The following is a 19,197-nucleotide window of genomic DNA, read 5'->3' as shown; positions in this document are numbered from 1 at the left end:
ATGAGAAGAACCATTTTCCGACGATGAAAAGCAGCACCATCCGCATCTGGGCCTGGGTGCACAAATGGTCCAGCATTGTCTGCACGCTGTTCATGCTGCTGCTGTGCCTGACCGGTCTGCCGCTGGTGTTCAACCATGAGCTCAGCCACTGGCTGGGCAGCACGCTGGAAGCGCCAGCACTCGCCAACCCACCACCACCCGCGCAATGGGCCAGCGTCGACCAGTTGGTCGAGTCGGCCCACCAAGCGCGCCCCAAAGATGCCATCCAATACCTGATCTGGGACGACGACCCTGAAGTGGTGCAAGTCATCATGGCCGAGCGCCCCGACTCGCACCCCGACACCAGCCACACCTTGTTCATAGACGCGCGCAACGCCGACATGCTGGGCCAGCCCGGCTTGAACGCCTTCATCTTCTGGATGCTCAAGCTGCACACCGACCTGTTTCTGGGCCTGCCGGGCAAGCTGTTCATGGGTGGCATGGGCCTGCTGTTCGCCGTGGCCGTGGTCTCGGGTGTGGTGTTGTATTCGCCCTTCATGCGCAAGCTCGATTTCGGCACCGTGCGCCACGAATCGCTGGCGCGCACACGCTGGCTGGACCTGCACAACCTGCTGGGCATTGCCACCCTGGTGTGGGCCATGGTGGTGGGCGTCACGGGTGTGGTCAACACCCTGGCCGATGTGGCGGTGCAGGCCTGGCGCGCCGACGCCGTGGCCGCCATGGTGGCGCGCTACGCCAACAAGCCGGCCGCCGCCCATGGCGCCGCAGCCGCACTGGCGTCGACCGAAAACATCACGCAAAAAGCACGTGCCGCCGAACCCAGCATGACGCCCTACTTCATCGCCTGGCCGGGTACGGTGTTCTCCACGCCGCACCACTATGCCGTGTACATGCGTGGCAACAGCCCGCTGACCGCGCGCCTGTGGAAACCCCTGCTGATGGACGCCCACAGCGGCGAGTTAACCGACAGACGCGATCCCCCCTGGTATCTCACCGGCCTGCTGCTCACACAGCCGCTGCACTTTGGCGACTATGGCGGCATGCCTATGAAGATTTTGTGGGCCGTGTTGGACGTGATCACCATCGTGGTGTTGGGCAGCGGCCTTTATCTGTGGCTGGGGCCACGAAGAGCGAAGAAGGTGGTGAAGGCCTAGATAACTTAGAGACCGGGGTATGGCGGGACGTGTGCGCCCTGCTCCAGCGCGCTGGCAATCTCGCACAGCAGTTCCAGGTCGATTTGCGCCGGGTCGCGCGGCACCAGGTCATAGTGGCACAAGGTGCCCAGAATCTCGCCCTCGGGCGTCATGATGGGCACGCCGCAATAGGCCTGCACATGTTCGCGCGCCACATGGCCTTGCAGCCGCGCATCGAGCAAGGCGTTGGCAGTCACAAAAGCACCTTTGGCATCGCGCGCGTAGCAGCAGTAGGTGGCTTTGGCGGGCACCTCGTCGACGCGCAACACCGCTGGATTCTCGCGGTCATAAAACACCGCAGCGGTGGCGCGGTCGCCGTTGAAGCGGAAGATGGCGATGAAACGATAGTCGGTTGCCATCAGCAGATCAGCCAGCGCCGGGCGCAGGCCTTGAGCCGCCAGCATCCTCGAAAACTTTGCAAAACGAGCTGCCCGGTCGGTCATTTGCGGATCAGAGACTTCCATTTGTTTTCCTGTGCGCTGCAGTACCCATAAGTGATCACACATTATGCGGGCATGGCGCTTTTGCGCTGTAGGTTGAGGCCGCATGGGAGACCTGCCGCGCTCAGGCGCGGATCTCGCGGCCACGGGCAACTGCGCCGTCACGCACTGGGCAAGCTTCAACCCGGCAGGCTTCAGGGAAACACTGCATGGCGTATGGCAATATGCATACACATCGTGATGGATGTTGTGGGTTTGACTCAAGGAGCGCTGCATGAAAAACCGTTCGACTGGTTCTCGCACAAGGGCCGTGGCCTGCATCCTGGCCGCCGCGCTGCTGGGCCCTTCCCTGGTCCATGCCTGCACCCGTGCGGTCTACCTCGGCAAGGACAACCAGGTCATCACCGCGCGCTCCATGGACTGGCAGGAAGACACACAGACCGACCTGTGGATCTTCCCGCGCGGCATGGCACGTAATGGCGAGGCCGGGCGCAACTCCATCCAATGGACATCAAAGTACGGCAGCGTCATCGCCTCGGCCTACGGCGTGGCCACCACCGACGGCATGAACGAAGCCGGTTTGGCCGCCAATGTGTTGTGGCTGGTGGAGTCGCAATACCCGGCATTCGGCCCGGCGTCCAAGCCCGGCCTGACGATTGCCGCCTGGGCGCAATACGTGCTCGACAACTTCGCCAGCGTGCAAGAGGCGGTGACGGCGCTGCGCGCCGAGCCGTTCACCATCGTCACCGACGCCGTGCCCGGCCAGCAGCGGCTGACCACCTTGCACCTGTCCATGTCGGACGCCAGCGGCGACAGCGCCATCGTCGAATACATCAACGGCCAACAGGTGATACACCACAGCCGCAAGCACCAGGTGATGACCAATTCGCCGGTCTTCGACCAGCAGTTGGCGCTCAACAGCTACTGGCAGCAGATCGGCGGCACCGTCATGCTGCCCGGCACCAACCGCGCCGCCGACCGCTTTGCGCGCGCGTCGTTCTACATCAACGCCATCCCCAAGTTCGACGACCCGGACACCGCGCTGGCCAGCGTGTTCAGCGTGATTCGCAACACCTCGGTACCGCTGGGCATTGCCACACCCAACGAGCCCAATATTTCCTCCACCCGCTGGCGCACCGTGGCCGACCACCAACGCAAGCTCTACTTCTTTGAGTCAGCCTTGACACCCAACACCTTCTGGGTCGACTTGAAGAAGCTCGACTTCTCAGCCGGCACCGGACAAGTCAGACGATTGGCGCTGGGTGAACATCAGAAAAACGTTTTCGCAGGTGAAACCTCGGCGCAGTTCAAGCTCAGCAAAGCGTTTGCTTTTCTGGGGCTGCCGCCGGGCTGATATCGGCGCCAAACGCCTGCTTGGCTGCCTTCACCCCGGGCCGGGCCAGCAGGTCCGCCCCGGCGATCGCCGAAGCCTGCGCCACGCCACACAACTTCAGCGTGCGCTCCAATTCGTCGCGCAGTATGTCGAGCACCCGCTCCACCCCCGCCTGCCCGGCAACACAGGCGCCAAACAAGGCAGGCCGCCCCAGCATCACCCCATCTGCGCCAAGCGCCAGCGCCTTCACCACATCAGCCCCGCGGCGCACACCACCGTCCACCAGCACCGTCATGGCACTGCCGGCTTCGGCGACGATGCCGGGCAGCGCATCGATGGCGGCGGGAGCGCTGTCGAGCTGCCGCCCGCCGTGGTTGGAGACCACCACCGCATCGCATCCCAATTGAGCCGCACGCCTCGCATCCGCGGCATGCAGCACGCCTTTGAGCACCAGTTGGCCCGGCCAGCGCTGGCGAATCTGCGCCAGGCCATGCCAATCAAAACCCGGGTCGAAACCAGCGCCCACGGATGCGGCCACCGCCGCCCCGTCGCTGCCGGGAGGCGCCAGTTCCTTGAGGTTTTCCAGCACCGGCAACCCGCGCAAGCACATCTCCAAGGCCCAGCGCGGCCGTGATGCAAAGTCCAGCAGGTTGCGCGGCGTGAACTTGAACGGCATGGAAAAGTCGTTGCGCAAGTCGCGCTCCCGCTTGCCGCCCACGGGCACATCGGCCGTCAGCACCAAGGCCTCGAAACCGGCCACTCGTGCCCGCTCGACGAGCTGCCACATCAGCTGTTTTTGCAGCAGCGGATACAGCTGAAACCACAGCCGCCCACCGGCTTGGCTGGCAATGGTTTCAATCGAGGCCGTCGCCGTGGTGGACAACACATAAGGCACACCCGCTGCGGCGGCCGCACGCGCCAGATCCAGGTCACCGCCGCGCCGGCCAAAACCCACGGCCCCCATGGGCGCGATGACCACCGGCATACGCGCTGTCGCGCCCAGCAACGGCACCGCTGTCTCCACGCTGGCCACACCTTGCAGCAGCCGCGGCGCCAGCGCCAGTGCAGCAAATCCGTGCAGATTGCGCCGCAGGGCCGACTCGTCCTCCGCGCCACCCGCATAAAACTCGTAGACAGCACGCGGCAACTGCCGACGTGCCAGCGCTTCGAAGTCGTCAAGCCGATAGGTTCGCGCCAAAGATCGCATGTGTATCAAGCCCGTGCCTCAGCGAAGGTATCACTTCGCACGCGACAGGCGCACCAGCATGCCGGCAGCCTCGCGGTCGGTCTTCAAGAAAGCCGCAAACTCCTTGGGTGTGGTGACGGCGGGTTCGACATAACGCGCCTCCATCAACTGCACGAACTTGGGGTCCTTGAACACCGTGGCAAAAGCCTGGTGCAGCCTATCGACCGTCGCCTGCGGCGTGCCCGCCGGTGCGGCAATACCCCACCACGGACGGCTGGGAAAACCGCCCAGGCCGGACTCCTGCATGGTCGGCACGTTCGGCAGTTGCGGCGAGCGCCGCTCGCCGGCCAGCGCAATCGCCCGCACCTGTCCGGCCTGTATCAGCCCTATGAAGTTGCCCAGCCCCATCTGCGCCATCTGGATTTCACCGGCCGTCACCGCCGTCGCGATGGGGCCGCCACCTTTGTAAGGCACGCCGACGATTTGGGTGCCCCATTCGCGGTTGAGCCAGGCCACAAACAACTCCTGCAGCGAGCCTTCGCCCAAGGTGCCGAGGTTCACACCAGACGGATGCGCCAAGGCGTAGCTCTTGAGTTCGGCCACACTTTGCACGGCAAACTTGGCCGGCACCACCAGGCCTTCGGTCACAAAGAACAAACGGCCCACGGGCGCAAAGTCTTTCTCCGGGTCGTAGGGCAACTTGTCGAACATGAAGGGGTTGAACGACATGGTGGCGTGGTAGACCGCACACACGGTGCTGCCATCGGCTGCGGCCTTGGCACAGGCGTCGGCCCCGACGATGCCACTCGCCCCGGGGCGGTTGTCTATCACCACCGGCTGGCCCAGCACCTCGCCCAGTGGCGGCGCCGCCGCGCGCAACACCACATCGGTCACGCTGCCCGCAGCGATGGGCACAATGATGCGCAAGGGTTTGGCTGGCGCCAGGCCCTGGGCGCAGACGCTTGTTGTCAGCAGCGTGGTGGCCAAGGCGCCCAGCAGCGAGCGGCTCCAGCCATGGAAGCTTGTCTTCATGTCTCATGTCTCCTTTGTTTTTGATCGATGCGTGCAGCCGGCACGCGGCACACTAGAGCAGCTTGGCCGTGCTGCCCGCCTTGGCGCCCAAGGACTGGATCACTTGGCCGAACTGCTGGTCGTCTTCTGCCATGTAGTCGGCGAAGTCGTCACCGAAACGCCAACGCACGGTGAAGGAGCTGGCGCGCGCCTCGGCCTGGAAGTCCTCATGGCGCGACACCCGTTGCAAGGCCTCGATGTAGTTTTGCCGCAGCGCCTCGGGCAGGCCGCGCGGCGCAACAATGCCGCGCCAGTGCGCCACCGACCAGGGAATGCCTGCGGCCTCCTGTACCGTGGGCACCTCGGGGAAGCTGGCATGGCGCACATCCTCCATGCTGGCCAGGGCCCGCGCGGTGCCGGCACGCAAAGGGCCGCGCGCATCGGTCATGGTGATGGGAGCGACCAGCGCACGGCCTTCCAGCACATTGGCCAGGCCTTGTTCGCCGCTATAGGTTTCTATCCACTGCACATTCTGAATCGACTGTCCGGCCGCACGCAGCAGACCCAGCAGCGAGAACTTCCACACGCTGAAATCCGGCCCGCCGGAGCCCACCACGGGCTGGTTGCGGCAGTGCTCTAGAAAGGCGCGCAAGTCGGCAAACGGTGCATCGTGGCGCACGATGATGGCCGAGGACTCGACAAACGGCACGGCCAGGGCGGTGTAGTCGGCGGGTGTGAGTGCCGTCAACCCGGCATGCCAGTGCATCATGCCGATTTCGCCAGTGATCAGGCCTATGGTGGCGCCGTCGGGCGCGGCCTGGGCAATCGCCGTGTGGCCGGTTACCGCTCCGGTGCGGTTGACAACTTCGATTTCGCGCCCAAGCTCACGGGCTAGGTATTTGGCGATCAGGCGTGCACGCTGGTCGCTGCCACCGTCTTTCACATAGGGAACCAGCATCTGGATGGAGGGGGGCATGGGAACGTAGTCTCCTGTAGCAATCATTTCGCGCAACCTTACCGCGTCCCAGGCAGGCCATCCAATGGTGGTTTTTCATGGGCTATTCCGGCTGGTTATGGCGAGGGCCTGTCCCATGGCCTACCGAGGGCCGATCAGGCATCACCGGATCACCGGGTGTGAGCCGGCGGCGCAAGGCCTCGCGCACCAGCGCCACACCCGGCACCGGCACGTGGGTCTTGCGGCTGACCACGCCACCGCGAAAAGCCCAGATGCTCTCCTCGGTCGGCAGCGCCTCTATGCCCAACTGCGCGGCCCGCAACAACACCTGGTTGGACTGTGTGGCCACGAAGGCGCCCGTCGCCACCAGCGACAGCAGCAGCTCCAGCGACTCCACCTCGGCGGTAAACCCGGGTGCGCCCAGCCCGCGCAAGGCGAAATAACGCTTCATGCGGTCCAGCACGGCATAGTCGTTGTGCAGCCCGACGAATCGGCAGGCGCCGAGTTCTGCGACGGTCACACGCTTGGCGCGCGCCAGCGGGTGGCGCGCATGCGCCAGGATCACGTGGTGGCTGTCGATCAGGTGTTCGGTTTCCAGCTCCTCATGCTCGGGAAAGTCCAGCGCCGCGCAGACCATGTCGAGTTCACCGCGCAGCAGCTGCGGCAGCAAGGTGTTCAGCACCCCCGGCACCACGCGGATGCGCAGGCTGGGATGCGCCTGCGTCAGCTCGGCAATCACCTCCGGCAGGCCATACACCGACCACAACGGGCCTATGCCTATGGTGACGGTGCCAACACCGCCGCCGCGCAGCAGCGCCAGCTCGGCATGCGCACGCTGCGACTCCAGCTCCATCAGCCGTGCACGATGGGCCAACGCGATGCCATACGAGGTCACCACCATGCCGCCGGGCGTGCGCTCGAACAAGGGCACGCCCAGTTCCTCCTCGAGCCGCCGGATGCTCTTGGACAACGCCGGCTGGGTGATACACAGCGCTGAGGCGGCTGCGGTGAGTGTGCGGTGTTCCAGCACCGCCAGAAAGCAGCGCAGCAGGCTTGAATTCAGCATCTCGTTCGTTTGTCTCCGTTTTGGCATGCATCTTAGTTTTAACGAACGTATTTACGCGCTGATTTCAGCGCCGTTAAAATATACAAAACATAAACGCTTCATATACTCAAAATCCCATGGGCCTAGTCAAAATCTCCGAACCAATGCACGACAACATCCGTGTCGCCAGCGGCGCGCTCAACCGCTCCATCAATGCACAAGCCGAACACTGGATGCGTATAGGCATGATGAGCGAGTTGAATCCCGAACTGACATACGGCGAACTCTGCCGTCTGTTGATACAGGACGAAATCCGCGCCGAAGCGCTGGTGGCCGAGTTGCCACAGAAAGCCCGCGCGTGAAGAGCCGCACCATCACCCTGCACACCGCCGACGAAGTCGCCATGTCGCGCCGTGCGGGCCACCTAGCGGCGGACGTGCTGCGCATGATTGGTGAACACGTGCAGGCCGGCGTCTCCACCGACACCCTGGACCAGCTTTGCAACCGCTACATCGTCGATGTGTTGCAGGCCGAGCCGGCCAACGTGGGCTACAACGGCTTCCCGAAAACGGTGTGCACTTCGGTCAACCACGTGGTATGCCACGGCATTCCGAATGACAAGATCTTGAAGCGCGGCGACATCATCAACATCGACGTCGCCATACGCAAGGACGGCTGGTTTGGCGACTGCAGCCGCATGTATTTTGTCGGCGAGCCCAGCCCGCTGGCCAAGCGCCTGGTGAGTACCACTTATGAAGCCATGTGCGCCGGCATCCGCCAGGTCAAGCCCGGCGCCACGCTGGGCGACGTAGGCTACGCCATCCAAAGCGTGGCGCACCGCGAGCGTTTCAGCATCGTGCGCGAATACTGTGGCCATGGCATAGGCCAGATCTACCACGACACACTGCAAGTGCTGCACTACGGCAGCCCCGGCCAGGGCGTGCGGCTGGAGCCCGGCATGATCTTCACCATAGAGCCCATGATCAACGCCGGCAAACGCGACACCAAGGAACTGAACGACGGCTGGACCGTGGTCACCAAAGACCATTCACTCTCGGCCCAGTGGGAGCACATGGTGGCGGTGACGGAAACCGGCTTTGAGGTGTTGACACCTTGGCCGGAAGGCACGGGCGGCTACCCGGCGATCTGACGCTACACTCTCGCCCTCGTTTCACCGCACTCCTCTTTCAATAGCTTCCCTCGCTTGCGCAGCCTGCCTGAACGGCTCATTTATGCATCAATTTGACGTGGTCATCATAGGCGCCGGCGCGGCCGGTCTGTTTTGCGCAAGTGTGGCCGGCCAGCGCGGGCTGAAGGTGCTGGTCATCGACCACAGCGAAAAGGTGGCCGAGAAGATCCGTATCTCCGGCGGCGGGCGCGCCAACTTCACCAACCGAGACGCCACGCCGGCCAACTTTCTCAGCGACAACGTGCACTTCTGCCGCAGCGCCTTGAGCCGTTTCACGCCGCGCGACTTCATCGCGCTGGTGCAAAAACACGGCATCGCTTTCCATGAGAAACACAAGGGACAGCTGTTTTGCGACCGCTCGGCCGAAGACCTGATCCAGATGCTGCTGGCCGAGTGTGGCGCCGGCGGCGTCACGCGTTGGCAGCCGTGTGCGGTCAAAGCCGTGCGCTTCAAAGACGCCGACAACCGTTACGAAATCGACAGCGACCGAGGTTTGATTAGCGCGCCACAGTTGGTGGTGGCCACGGGCGGTTTGTCCATTCCCAAGATCGGCGCCAGCGACTTTGGCTACCGCATCGCCCAGCAGTTTGGCCTGCCCTTGATCGAACGCCGCCCGGGCCTGGTGCCACTGACGTTTGACGGTGCGGCCTGGGCGCCCTATGCGCAACTGTCTGGCCTGGCGCTGCCAGTAGAGATCAGCACCGGGAGCAAAAAGTCGCGCATGAAGTTCAACGAGGATTTGCTGTTCACCCACCGCGGCCTCTCGGGTCCGGCGGTGCTGCAGATATCGAGCTACTGGCAGCCCGGCACACCGCTGGCGCTGAACCTGGCGCCTGAAGTGAACCTGCCCGAGGCCCTGGCACTGGCCAAGTCGCGGTCACGCAAATTGATAGGCAATGAACTCGCTTCGCTGGTGCCCGGCCGCCTGGCCGATGCCTGGGCCCAGCAAAGCCCCGACTGGCAACGCCCGGTGAACGAAGCCAGCGACAAGGCGTTGGCGCGACTGGCGGAAAACCTGTCGCGCTGGGAACTCACACCCACCGGCACCGAAGGCTACAAAAAGGCCGAGGTCACGCTAGGCGGCGTGGACACACGCGCCCTGTCACAACAAAGCATGCAGGCCAATAACCAAGCCGGGCTGTATTTCATTGGCGAGGTGGTTGACGTGACAGGCTGGCTGGGCGGCTACAACTTTCAGTGGGCCTGGGCCAGCGGCTTTGCCTGCGGGCAAGCCTTGGTGAAAGCTTGAAGCTTCTGCATCTGCATCTGCATCTGCAATTCGCTCCTTAAATGAGAGCAATCCAGCAATACTACATGTGATAAATATCACGAAAAAGTGGTGTCGATTTACGTTACACCAAGAGCCTATTATGGCGTTGGCTTGTCAATACAACGTTGATTTCCCTAGGTTTTACCCTGATGGCCCCATTTTTGCTTTGACGTGTTGATTGCAACAAATTGTTGCATTGCCCTTCAACCTTCAGAAAGCTTTCGAGATGTTCAACTCTGTTGCCCGCGTGCTGTGTGTCGCCGCCGTTTTTCTGGCGTCTTTCTCTTCGGCGCAAGCCACCGTGGTTTATGCAAACTCGGTGATCAGCGCCGATAGCACCGGCAAAAACCTGGGCGGCGGCGCGATTGCGGCCAACCGTCTGATCGCTTCTGCGGCCTTGGGTGGCCCCAGCGCCAGCACGGCCTCGAGCGCAGGCTTCTACAGCCTGGGTTTTGGCGGCTCTATCACCCTCGGTTTCTCTGGCTTGTTTGGCGGCGGCACAGCCACCTTCTTCGAAACCACAAATCCCGGCCCCTACGGCACAGAATCGGCAGACGTTTTTGTGTTTGACGTTGCCAGCAATCTCTTCGTTTTTGCCGGCAGCGTGGACAACCTCGCCGGCGGCCTTGGCGACAGCTTGTCGTTCGACGGCCTTTGCCTGTCGGGTTGCAGCAGCCTGAAACTCGTGGATACCACCGCCAAGGCGGCCTTCGCCAACGACAGATCGGCCGACGGTTTTGATGTCAATGCCGTCTCGGTCACGCTGTTTCAACAACTCACCGGCCGGGGAAACAGTGTTCCTGAACCAGGCTCCGTGGCACTTGTCGGCCTGGCACTCGCTGCACTCGCCGCAAGCCGTCGCAAGTCGCAACGCTAAGCGCGCAACGGGTCCGTGAAAAACCGCCTTCAGGCGGTTTTCTGCTTTTATGTACCGCTGATCTCTTGGATGGCGCGCTCAAGCCGCCACCACCTCGGCCCAGACCCCCAAACCCAGCCACTCACGCAGCACTACCGCCCCGCTGGGCGTGATGCTCAAGGCGCGCGAACCGGCGCTGCGCGTGAGCCAGCCACGCGCCAGACTGTGGCTGCACAGCATGGCACCCAGCCGGCCGGCAAGGTGCATACGGCGTTCGCTCCAGTCCAGGCAGGGGCGGCACAGCGGGCGCTGCCCACGCGCACCACTGGCATCTACTCCTTCGATACCCAGCGGGCGCAACACCGCCTCCAACCTGGCCGTGACCTGGGCACCGGCCGCGTCATCCAACAGCAGCGCACCTTCGGCCTGCAGATGTATGCTGATGGCCACGCCCAGACGGCCGGCAATGTGGTCGTAGCAGGTGCGCGCCTGGCGCAACGCGGCGTCGCGCGGGCCAGTCGGCACGCGGGGAGTGGCCAGCGGCGGTTGGGCACTCAATTGCATCAGCCCTTCGAGTACCCGCGCCACATCGGCTGAAGCCAGGCGGTGGTAGCGATGCCGGCCCTGCTGCTCCACGCGCAGCAACCCGGCCTCCAGCAGCAACGCCAGATGCCGGCTGGCCGTCGCCGCAGTGATGCGGCCGGCCTCGGCCAACTCACGTGCCGTGAGTGCGCGGCCATCCATCAAGGCCAGCAACATGCCGGTACGCGCGGGCTCGCCGATCAAGGCCGCCACGCGGGCGATCTGGTTTGTGTTCATGACCTCAGTTTCGGGCATTTTGGGGCCTCATGCTTCGCTCCAGAGCTAAGCATTCGCAGGCCAGGCACGGGCAGCATAGGGGTGCTTTCACCTATGGAGAACACCATGCAACCGAGAATCACCTGCTTCATCCGCTACGAAATCGATCCGTTCCAACGCGAAGCGTTTTGCAGCTACGCCGAGAACTGGGCGCGCATCATCCCGCGCTGCGGCGGGCATTTGCTGGGCTATTTTTTGCCACATGAAGGCAGCAATTTTGAAGCCTGGGGTTTGATCGCTTTCGACAACCTGGCCGCCTACGAGGCCTATCGCGCACGTTTGCGCACCGACCCCGAAGGCCGCGCCAATTTTGCGCTGGCCCAGCGCCAGCGGTTTATTCTGCGCGAGCAGCGCAGCTTCACCGAAATCGTGCCCGGCACATTTCAGCTGGCGGCGCAGCCGCAAACCCAGGAGACAACATGATTGCCGTGATCTTTGAAGTCGAACCGGCCGAGGGCGGCATGCAAAGCTACCTTGACCTTGCCGCCGCCCTGCGCCCCGCTTTGGAAACAATGGACGGCTTCATCTCCGTCGAACGTTTTCAAAGCCTTGGCCAGCCGGGCAAGCTGCTGTCGCTGTCCTTCTGGCGCGACGAGCAGGCCGTGGCGCAATGGCGCCAGCACGAGCAACACCACCGGGCCCAGGCCGCGGGCCGCAGCCACGTTTTCGCCAACTACCGACTGCGTGTGGCCCAGGTTTTGCGCGACTACGGGCTGCACGAGCGCGACCAAGCCCCGGCCGACGCGCGTGTTTTTCACAGGCCAGCGGGTGGATGAGGCCGCAGGAGCGCCCGGCCAGGAGCCGCAAGTCTTGATTTGCCTGGAACTAAGGCTATAATTATGGGCTTTGCTGGCAATGCCCCGTCGGCCAAATACTAGTTCGAGACGGGGAAAACCGCCGCACAAGGCTTTTGGGCCCGATCTCCCGAAAACCCTCTGTGGGCACAAATCTGGAAACATTAGCTAATGACCACCATCCGTGTAAAAGAAAACGAACCCTTTGACGTTGCTCTGCGCCGCTTCAAGCGCACCATCGAAAAACTGGGCCTGCTGACCGATCTGCGCGCCCGCGAGTTCTACGAAAAGCCAACCGCTGAACGTAAGCGCAAGAAGGCTGCCGCTGTGAAGCGTCACTACAAGCGCGTGCGCTCGATGCAGTTGCCCAAGAAGCTGTACTGATCGCCAGGCAGCCCAGGCTGCCACGCTGTCAGACACTTCAGGCCTAGTGCCTGCAAGGCCCGCCCAGGGACGCCAGGGCGGGCCTTTTGACTTTTTGGGCCTGCGCCCCAACCTATTGATTCATCACCACACAAGGACACAGCCATGGCCCTCAAAGACCAGATCACCGAAGACATGAAAACCGCCATGCGCGCCAAAGATGCAGAGCGCCTGGGCACCATCCGCTTGTTGCTGGCCGCGATGAAACAAAAAGAAGTCGACGAACGTGTGGTACTGGACGACGCAGCCGTGGTGGCCATCGTCGACAAGCTGATCAAACAGCGCAAGGATTCACTCGCCGCCTTCACCCAGGCCGGCCGCGACGATCTGGCCGCGAAAGAAGCCAGCGAACTGAAGGTGCTGGAAGGCTACCTGCCACAACGCCTGAGCGCCGACGAAGTGGCCGCTGAAGTGAAGACCATCGTGGCCGCCCTGGCCGCCGAACTCGGCCGCGCCGCAGGCCCCGGCGACATGGGCAAGGTGATGGGCGCAGTCAAGACCGCCCTGGCCGGCAAGGCCGACATGGGCCAGGTATCGGCCGCCGTGAAAGCCGCGCTCGCCGGCTGAGCCGGGCCTCTTAGGCTTCCTCGCCCCGTAAGCGACGCAGCGCTGCGACCGAGATGCCTTGGTCCCTAGCCTCACGGCAATCGGCTTTTCGCTTCAGCTCGACAGCCAACGCTTGACCGCAAGACTCGCAGCAACTTGGCCACCACGGATTGTCCTCAGTCCTGGCCAGCGCCACGCAACGCGGCGCAGCACACTGCGAGGCCCGCGCAAGAAATTGCGCAAGCGAGGCCCGCTCGGCGGCGGCGGCATTGCGCGCAGCCTCGCGACGCTCACGTAGCGCAGTTCGGCGTGCACGCGGATCGACAATAGTGCACTCAGCGATGTAGTTTCGTCCCATGCGATGAGTCTATAAAGAACTAGCCGAGCGAATCTGAGCGTAACTGAGCGTTACAGAGCCACAACAGGGCAGCTGCGGCCGACAAGCAGGCTGGCACAGCCGGCCTGCCACATCCCATATCCATCACTCAATCCATCACTCAAAAATTTAGTAACGTTGGACTTTCTGCCTGCAAAACATCCATCACTTCGGTGCTTTTAAGCCGCCAATCAGGATGTCTCAGACGGGGATGTCTCAGGCTCTAATGCGCTGTCTTGGACATTCATGCCTAAGAACAGTCTGGCTTGGTGTACAGGTTTGACCGGTCATGCAAACCGATTCAACCCTTGCCGCGTTGTATCCACATGACTGCACGCCCCACTCCGTTTGATTTTTTTCGCCGTAAGTTCGCGCCAAAGCCGACCCCAGCCTCTTTGCGCAGCGTATTTTTCGCGGGCGTGGCGGCTCTGGCGCTTATTTGCGCCTCGCCCGCCAGCGCGCAAGATGAAGAAGCGCCAGCCCGTGTGGCGCGGCTGGGTTTGGTCGAGGGCCATGTGCAGCAACGCCTGGCGGGCGAGCCAGGCTGGCAACGCGCCGAACCCAATATTCCGCTCACCAGCGGCGACAGCCTGCGCACGGCCGGCGACGCCCGGGCTGAACTGGCCTTAGGCGCCAGCAGCCTGCGCCTCAACCGCAACACCGAGCTCGAGGTCGGTGCTCTCGATGACAACACCACGCGGCTCACGCTGAACCAGGGCAGCCTGCAGTTGCGCGTACACCAGCTGTATGCCAACGAGCAACTGGAAATCAATACCGCCAATTTGGCGATGGTGATCACACAGCCGGGCAACTACCGTCTCGATGTCGACCCCAACGACGCTACCACGCGCGTCAGCGCCTCATCGGGTGCCGCCATGCTGTACGGCGAAAACGGCGCGGCCGTGCCGCTGACGGCAGACGGCCAACGCCAACTTTTTGCCGGGCGCAACCTCACGCGCAACCGGGCGCCCGTGGCCCTGCGCAACGACGACTTCGACCTCTGGGTCGCCAACCGCGACCGAGGCGAAGAACAATCGGTGAGCGCACGTTTCGTGTCGCGCGACACCATTGGCTACCAGGAACTCGACCAAAACGGCGACTGGGCCGCCGACCCGCAATACGGCAATGTCTGGTTTCCGCGCGGCGTGGTCGCCAATTGGGCGCCCTACCGTTATGGCCAGTGGCGCTGGGTGTCGCCCTGGGGCTGGACCTGGGTAGACGACGCGCCCTGGGGCTTCGCACCGTTCCACTATGGCCGCTGGACACAAATCGGTTCACGCTGGGCCTGGGTGCCCGGCCCGCGCCAACTGCGCCCGGCCTACGCCCCGGCATTGGTCGGCTACCTGGGCGGCGCCACGGGTGTGCCACCGGCCAGCTACGGCGGCGCACGGCCCGGCGCACCACCACCCGCCCACTGGTTTCCGCTGGCCCCGGGCGAGGCCTGGCAGCCCGGCTACCGCACCAACCCACGCAACTTGGGCAGCATCAACCGTGGCGCCCTGCCGATAGAGCAGACCCGGCGCGACGGTTATCGCTTTGAAAACCGCCCTGGCACCTATGCCCCGGCACCGCGCGCGGCCGGGCCAGATCCTTTTCCGAACGGGCGCCAGGATCGTGATGAGCGTTACGACAGGAATGACGGTAACAACCATCCAAACAACCGCAACGACAACTTTGGCCGCCCACCCCAGCGGCAAAACGAGCGTTATGACCAGCAAGGTTACGACACTCAACGCCATGACCCGCGTCACGACGCACGCAACGATCCGCGCTTCAACGGAAACTTGAACGGCCAGCAGCCGCCCCAGCGCATGCCGCTAGACCCTTACCCCAACGGTAACAACCCGCGGCCCATGCAGCCGCGCGAGCGGCCACCCCAGGAGCAACAGCCGATGCAGCGCCCAGAAGCCGCGCCCCACGCACAGAGGCAAAGCTCACCAAACGGCCCACAGCGTCAGCAGGACAACCGCTAAGCAAACAAAAAAATAGCGCAGAGGCTTGCCCGCTGCGCTATTTTTTCAGAAGCACCCCGCGCTTGCCCAACAAGCGGCAGAGGGCAAAAAAGCTTAACTCCCAGCGACCTTCATGCGGTTGATCAGCACCGAGCCCACACTCTTGGCGCCATAGTTGTACTGGTCGGCCCCCACCGCCTGTATGCCCATGAACATGTCCTTGAGGTTGCCGGCAATGGTGATCTCTTCCACCGGGAAGGCGATTTCGCCGTTCTCCACCCAGAAACCGCTGGCGCCGCGCGAGTAGTCGCCGGTCACGTAGTTCACGCCGTGGCCCATCAGTTCGATGACGAACAGGCCCGTGCCCAGCTTTTTCAGCATGGCGTCCAGGTCGTCACCCGCCTTGGTTTGGCGCGACAGCAGCGTCAGGTTGTGCGAACCGCCGGCATTGCCCGTGGTCTGCATGCCCAGCTTGCGCGCCGAATAGCTGCTCAGGAAGTAGCCTTCGACACGGCCACGATCCACCACCTTGCGCGCCTGCACACGCACACCTTCTTCGTCGAAAGGTGAACTGCCCTTGCCACGCAGCACAAACGGGTCTTCCAGCAGGTCTATGTGTTTGGGGAAAACCTGTTTACCCAGAGAGTCGAGCAAGAAGCTGCTCTTGCGGTACAGCGCACCGCCACTCACGGCCTGGACAAAACCACCCAGCAGGCCAGCGGCCAATGGCGACTCGAACAACACCGGGCATTGTGTGGTGGGAATCTTGCGCGCGTTCAGGCGGCTCAGTGCGCGCTCGGCGGCGTAGCGGCCTACGGCTTGCGGCGAGGCCAGCTGCGTGGCGTCCCGCATGGAGCTGTACCAGGCGTCGCGCTGCATGCCGCTGCCTTTGCCGGCAATCGGCGCCACCGAAATCGAGTGGCGCGAGCTCGCATAACCGCCACGGAAACCGTGGGTATGCGCGCTGAAGAAGTGCGACTGCTGGGCCGACACACCGGCGCCTTCGCTGTTGGTGATGCGTTTGCTGGTGCCCAGCGCCGCCGCTTCACATTCGAGTGCCAGGCGCGTAGCGCCTTCGCTGTCTATGGCCCAGGGGAAGAACAAGTCCAGATCGCGGTGCTCGTGGGAGATGAGGTCGGCGTCAGGCAAGCCGGCAATCGGGTCTTCGGCGGTAAAACGTGCGATGTCGTAAGCGGCCTGCACGGTTTGCTCGATGGCGGCGGCCGAGAAATCGGAAGTGCTGGCGTTGCCACGGCGCTGGCCGATGTAGACCGTGACACCCAATGACTTGTCGCGGTTGCGCTCCACGGTCTCCAGCGAGCCCTTGCGCACCGACACGCTCAGGCCGCAGCCTTCGGACGCCTCAGCACCGGCATTGGTTGCGCCGATTTTCTTGGCGTGCGCCAGGGCGCTGTCGACCAGGCCTTCAAAAAACGACCGGCTGTAGGCAAAACCGCTGTCTGCCGTGGCTGGAGTGGATGCGCCGGTGGCCACTTTTGCGCCTTTGGCGCTGTTTTGGAGTGTTTTCATGTTGGCCGCAATGATACTTGCGGCGCAACCCCCGCGCCGCTCTACAGGTATGTGAACGCCTGGGGCCTGGCCAACTTCTCTCTTGGGGGACAATAGGCCCATCTGCGCCCTTCCCGAACGTCAGCCCTGTGGCCACAATCGCGCTGAAGCACGCGCCCCACTTCAAAGTCAAAAACATGTCACGCAAACCCAAAAAAGGCTATTTCGTCCGCGGCCAGTTCGTCGCCGAAGGCAGCGAACTCGACCTGCAACTCAAGGCCGAACTCAAAGGCACGGAAGGCGACAGCCGTACCGACCTGAAAAAAGAAAGCGATGCGCTACAAGACCTGGGCCTGGAGTTGCTGACACTGCGCGCCGACCTGTTCAACCGCCTGGGCCTGGACGACAAGCTCAAGGAAGCCGTGCTCGAAGCGCGCCGCATCACCAACTTTGAAGGCAAGCGCCGCCAGATGCAATTCATCGGCAAACTCATGCGCAAGCAGGAAGACGAGATGATCGACGCCATCCGCGCCGCACTCGACGAGCAGCGCAATGGCTCGGCCAAGGAAAACCTGGCGCTGCACCACGCCGAGACCTGGCGCAACGACCTGATAACCGACGACCAACGCCTGGCCGACTGGCTGGCCGAGCACCCCGATACCGACACCCAGCAACTGCGCGCGCTGATTCGCCAGGCGCGCAAGGATGCCAAGCCCGAACAACCCGGCGCCGCGCCGCGCCATGGCCGCGCCTACCGCGAAATCTTCCAACTGGTGCGCCAGCATCTGGTCGGCACCGATGGTGCGCTGAACAATGGCGAGCCGGTGCAGATCGACTCTGAAGATGACGAGGGCGAGGACAACAGCAAATGACCTCGGCACTTTCTGCATCGTGTGATCCCGTCAAGATCGGCATCGTCTCCATCAGCGACCGCGCCAGCAGCGGCGTCTACGAAGACAAAGGCCTGCCCGCGCTGCAGGACTGGCTGAGCCGCGCGTTACACAACCCCATCACTTTTGTGCCGCGGCTGATCCCCGATGAGTTGGCGCAGATCAGCGCCACCTTGGTCGAACTGGCCGATGTAGAAGGCTGCAGCCTGATCCTCACCACCGGCGGCACCGGCCCGGCACTGCGCGATGTCACGCCGGAAGCGACGCTGGCCATCGCCCACAAAGAAATGCCCGGCTTTGGCGAGCAGATGCGCCAGATCAGCCTAAAGTTCGTGCCGACTGCGATTCTGTCGCGCCAGGTGGCGGTGATTCGCGGCAGCAGCCTGGTGATCAACCTGCCCGGCCAGCCCAAAGCCATTGCCGAAACGCTGGAAGGCCTGCCCGCACACGGCGCACCCGGCATCTTTGCCGCCGTGCCCTACTGCATAGACCTGATTGGCGGGCCGTACCTGGAGACCGATGACGCGGTCTGCAAAGCCTTCAGGCCCAAGTCGGCGCAACGCTCGGCAGGCACAAGGCTCTAAGCTATTACTTGCCCACCAGCTCGTTGAGCTTGGCCGCCTCGAAACACTCTTTGCGCGCGGCATCGCCGGGCACGCAGTCGCCACTGTCTCGCAGGGCCGAGAGCTTTTCAATCGCTTGCCACAACATGGCGATCTGGTGGTCTTGCGCCGAGGCGCTGTCGATCAGCCCGCGCATGGCCTGGCTCAGTGGGTCGTCGTCGGGGGTCACGCCATAGGCCGAAAAGCGACTTTGCGCCATGGCCGCATCGCCCACCTGCGCATCGCCGGTTTTCGGCATGATGATGCGCGCGGGAATGCCCACCGCTGTCGCGCCCGCAGGCACGGGTTTGATGACCACGGCGTTTGAGCCGATCTTGGCACCATCACCCACCGTAAAGCCGCCTAGCACTTTCGCCCCGGCACTCACCACCACGTCCTTGCCCAAGGTAGGGTGGCGTTTGGCGCCTTTGTAGAGCGAGGTGCCGCCCAGCGTCACGCCTTGGTAGATGGTGCAGCCGTCGCCAATTTCAGCGGTCTCACCCACCACCACACCCATGGCGTGGTCGAAGAACACACGCTCGCCGAGCTTGGCACCGGGGTGGATCTCTATGCCCGTGAGCCAACGGCCTTGGTGCGAGATGAAGCGCCCCAGCCATTTGAGGCCGTGGTTCCAGCACCAGTGCGCGCGCCGGTGCAGCCACAGGGCGTGCAAACCGGGGTAACAGGTGAGCACCTCCCAGGTGGTTCGGGCGGCCGGGTCGCGGTCAAGAATGCACTGGATATCGGAGCGGAGACGGGAAAACATGCG

General features: G+C 63.3%; 21 protein-coding genes. 13 read left to right on the top strand and 8 right to left on the bottom strand.

What is annotated here, in order from left to right; genetic code table 11:
• The first annotated feature begins 23 nt into the window (after window positions 1-23).
• On the top strand, window positions 24-1,154 hold the full coding sequence (locus ACFQ95_RS02475; RefSeq protein WP_422829204.1) for a PepSY-associated TM helix domain-containing protein: 1,131 nt from the start codon (window positions 24-26) through the stop codon (window positions 1,152-1,154).
• Between the two features lie 5 nt (window positions 1,155-1,159).
• On the opposite strand, the gene ACFQ95_RS02470 is transcribed toward ACFQ95_RS02475, so the two are convergent.
• Window positions 1,160-1,657: a GAF domain-containing protein gene (locus ACFQ95_RS02470; protein WP_422829203.1), complete on the bottom strand. Its 498-nt coding sequence runs from the start codon at window positions 1,655-1,657 to the stop codon at window positions 1,160-1,162.
• Window positions 1,658-1,907: 250 nt separating this feature from the next.
• On the opposite strand from ACFQ95_RS02470, the gene ACFQ95_RS02465 reads away from it, so the two are divergent.
• Complete coding sequence (locus ACFQ95_RS02465) at window positions 1,908-2,987, top strand: linear amide C-N hydrolase (protein WP_422829202.1); 1,080 nt, start codon at window positions 1,908-1,910, stop codon at window positions 2,985-2,987.
• Here ACFQ95_RS02465 and ACFQ95_RS02460 read toward each other — a convergent pair.
• The 4 genes from ACFQ95_RS02460 to ACFQ95_RS02445 form a co-directional block, all read right to left on the bottom strand.
• Complete coding sequence (locus ACFQ95_RS02460) at window positions 2,947-4,173, bottom strand: alpha-hydroxy acid oxidase (protein WP_422829201.1); 1,227 nt, start codon at window positions 4,171-4,173, stop codon at window positions 2,947-2,949. The two genes, ACFQ95_RS02465 and ACFQ95_RS02460, sit on opposite strands and share 41 nt — an antisense overlap.
• Window positions 4,174-4,203: 30 nt before the next feature.
• On the bottom strand, window positions 4,204-5,184 hold the full coding sequence (locus tag ACFQ95_RS02455; protein WP_422829200.1) for a Bug family tripartite tricarboxylate transporter substrate binding protein: 981 nt from the start codon (window positions 5,182-5,184) through the stop codon (window positions 4,204-4,206).
• Between the two features lie 52 nt (window positions 5,185-5,236).
• Entirely contained in the window at window positions 5,237-6,139 is a 903-nt protein-coding gene (locus tag ACFQ95_RS02450; protein ID WP_422829199.1) for a tripartite tricarboxylate transporter substrate binding protein, read from the bottom strand.
• Window positions 6,140-6,221: 82 nt separating this feature from the next.
• A complete protein-coding gene (locus tag ACFQ95_RS02445; RefSeq protein WP_422829198.1) occupies window positions 6,222-7,184 on the bottom strand; it encodes a LysR family transcriptional regulator in 963 nt (320 codons plus the stop codon).
• A 116-nt stretch (window positions 7,185-7,300) separates the two neighbouring features.
• On the opposite strand from ACFQ95_RS02445, the gene ACFQ95_RS02440 reads away from it, so the two are divergent.
• From ACFQ95_RS02440 to ACFQ95_RS02425, 4 genes are all read left to right on the top strand, one after another.
• Window positions 7,301-7,525, top strand: coding sequence for a ParD-like family protein (locus ACFQ95_RS02440; protein WP_422829197.1), 225 nt, complete (start codon window positions 7,301-7,303; stop codon window positions 7,523-7,525).
• Window positions 7,522-8,313, top strand: coding sequence for a type I methionyl aminopeptidase (gene map, locus ACFQ95_RS02435; RefSeq protein ID WP_422829196.1), 792 nt, complete (start codon window positions 7,522-7,524; stop codon window positions 8,311-8,313). The genes ACFQ95_RS02440 and map overlap by 4 nt, the downstream gene beginning before the upstream one ends.
• 82 nt (window positions 8,314-8,395) lie before the next feature.
• The gene (locus ACFQ95_RS02430) at window positions 8,396-9,601 is read left to right on the top strand and encodes an NAD(P)/FAD-dependent oxidoreductase (protein WP_422829195.1); all 1,206 of its coding nucleotides are present in this window, start codon (window positions 8,396-8,398) and stop codon (window positions 9,599-9,601) included.
• A 247-nt stretch (window positions 9,602-9,848) separates the two neighbouring features.
• Window positions 9,849-10,499, top strand: coding sequence for a PEP-CTERM sorting domain-containing protein (locus tag ACFQ95_RS02425; protein WP_422829194.1), 651 nt, complete (start codon window positions 9,849-9,851; stop codon window positions 10,497-10,499).
• 78 nt (window positions 10,500-10,577) lie between these two features.
• On the opposite strand, the gene ACFQ95_RS02420 is transcribed toward ACFQ95_RS02425, so the two are convergent.
• On the bottom strand, window positions 10,578-11,297 hold the full coding sequence (locus tag ACFQ95_RS02420; protein WP_422829193.1) for an ArsR/SmtB family transcription factor: 720 nt from the start codon (window positions 11,295-11,297) through the stop codon (window positions 10,578-10,580).
• A gap of 105 nt (window positions 11,298-11,402) precedes the next feature.
• Between ACFQ95_RS02420 and ACFQ95_RS02415 the strand changes: the two genes are divergently transcribed.
• The 5 genes from ACFQ95_RS02415 to ACFQ95_RS02395 all read left to right on the top strand — a co-directional run bounded on the left by ACFQ95_RS02415 (window position 11,403) and on the right by ACFQ95_RS02395 (window position 15,448).
• Window positions 11,403-11,759 (top strand): NIPSNAP family protein, encoded by a 357-nt coding sequence (locus ACFQ95_RS02415; protein ID WP_422829192.1) that lies wholly within the window; start codon window positions 11,403-11,405, stop codon window positions 11,757-11,759.
• Window positions 11,756-12,112, top strand: coding sequence for an antibiotic biosynthesis monooxygenase family protein (locus tag ACFQ95_RS02410; protein WP_422829191.1), 357 nt, complete (start codon window positions 11,756-11,758; stop codon window positions 12,110-12,112). The genes ACFQ95_RS02415 and ACFQ95_RS02410 overlap by 4 nt, the downstream gene beginning before the upstream one ends.
• 189 nt (window positions 12,113-12,301) lie before the next feature.
• Window positions 12,302-12,514 carry a 30S ribosomal protein S21 gene (rpsU, locus tag ACFQ95_RS02405; RefSeq protein ID WP_007833691.1) on the top strand — a complete coding sequence of 71 codons (213 nt, stop codon included), beginning with the start codon at window positions 12,302-12,304 and terminating at the stop codon, window positions 12,512-12,514.
• Window positions 12,515-12,658: 144 nt separating this feature from the next.
• A complete protein-coding gene (locus ACFQ95_RS02400; protein WP_422829190.1) occupies window positions 12,659-13,120 on the top strand; it encodes a GatB/YqeY domain-containing protein in 462 nt (153 codons plus the stop codon).
• A 750-nt stretch (window positions 13,121-13,870) separates the two neighbouring features.
• Entirely contained in the window at window positions 13,871-15,448 is a 1,578-nt protein-coding gene (locus ACFQ95_RS02395) for a DUF6600 domain-containing protein (protein WP_422829189.1), read from the top strand.
• Window positions 15,449-15,541: 93 nt separating this feature from the next.
• Here the strand turns inward: ACFQ95_RS02395 and pmbA are convergent, their stop codons facing one another.
• The gene (gene pmbA, locus ACFQ95_RS02390; RefSeq protein ID WP_422829188.1) at window positions 15,542-16,957 is read right to left on the bottom strand and encodes a metalloprotease PmbA; all 1,416 of its coding nucleotides are present in this window, start codon (window positions 16,955-16,957) and stop codon (window positions 15,542-15,544) included.
• A 176-nt stretch (window positions 16,958-17,133) separates the two neighbouring features.
• Between pmbA and yjgA the strand changes: the two genes are divergently transcribed.
• Entirely contained in the window at window positions 17,134-17,808 is a 675-nt protein-coding gene (gene yjgA, locus ACFQ95_RS02385) for a ribosome biogenesis factor YjgA (protein ID WP_422829187.1), read from the top strand.
• A complete protein-coding gene (gene mog / locus ACFQ95_RS02380; protein ID WP_422829186.1) occupies window positions 17,805-18,410 on the top strand; it encodes a molybdopterin adenylyltransferase in 606 nt (201 codons plus the stop codon). Before yjgA ends, mog begins: the two co-directional genes overlap by 4 nt.
• 4 nt (window positions 18,411-18,414) lie before the next feature.
• Here mog and cysE read toward each other — a convergent pair whose 3' ends face one another.
• Entirely contained in the window at window positions 18,415-19,194 is a 780-nt protein-coding gene (cysE, locus tag ACFQ95_RS02375) for a serine O-acetyltransferase (protein WP_422829185.1), read from the bottom strand.
• Window positions 19,195-19,197: the final 3 nt, after the last annotated feature.

The sequence above is a fragment of the Variovorax sp. HJSM1_2 genome, from assembly GCF_049316285.1.
GTDB lineage: Bacteria > Pseudomonadota > Gammaproteobacteria > Burkholderiales > Burkholderiaceae_C > Rhodoferax_B.
Note: the sequence above shows the minus strand (reverse complement) of the source record. Positions and strands in the feature narration are given on the sequence as shown.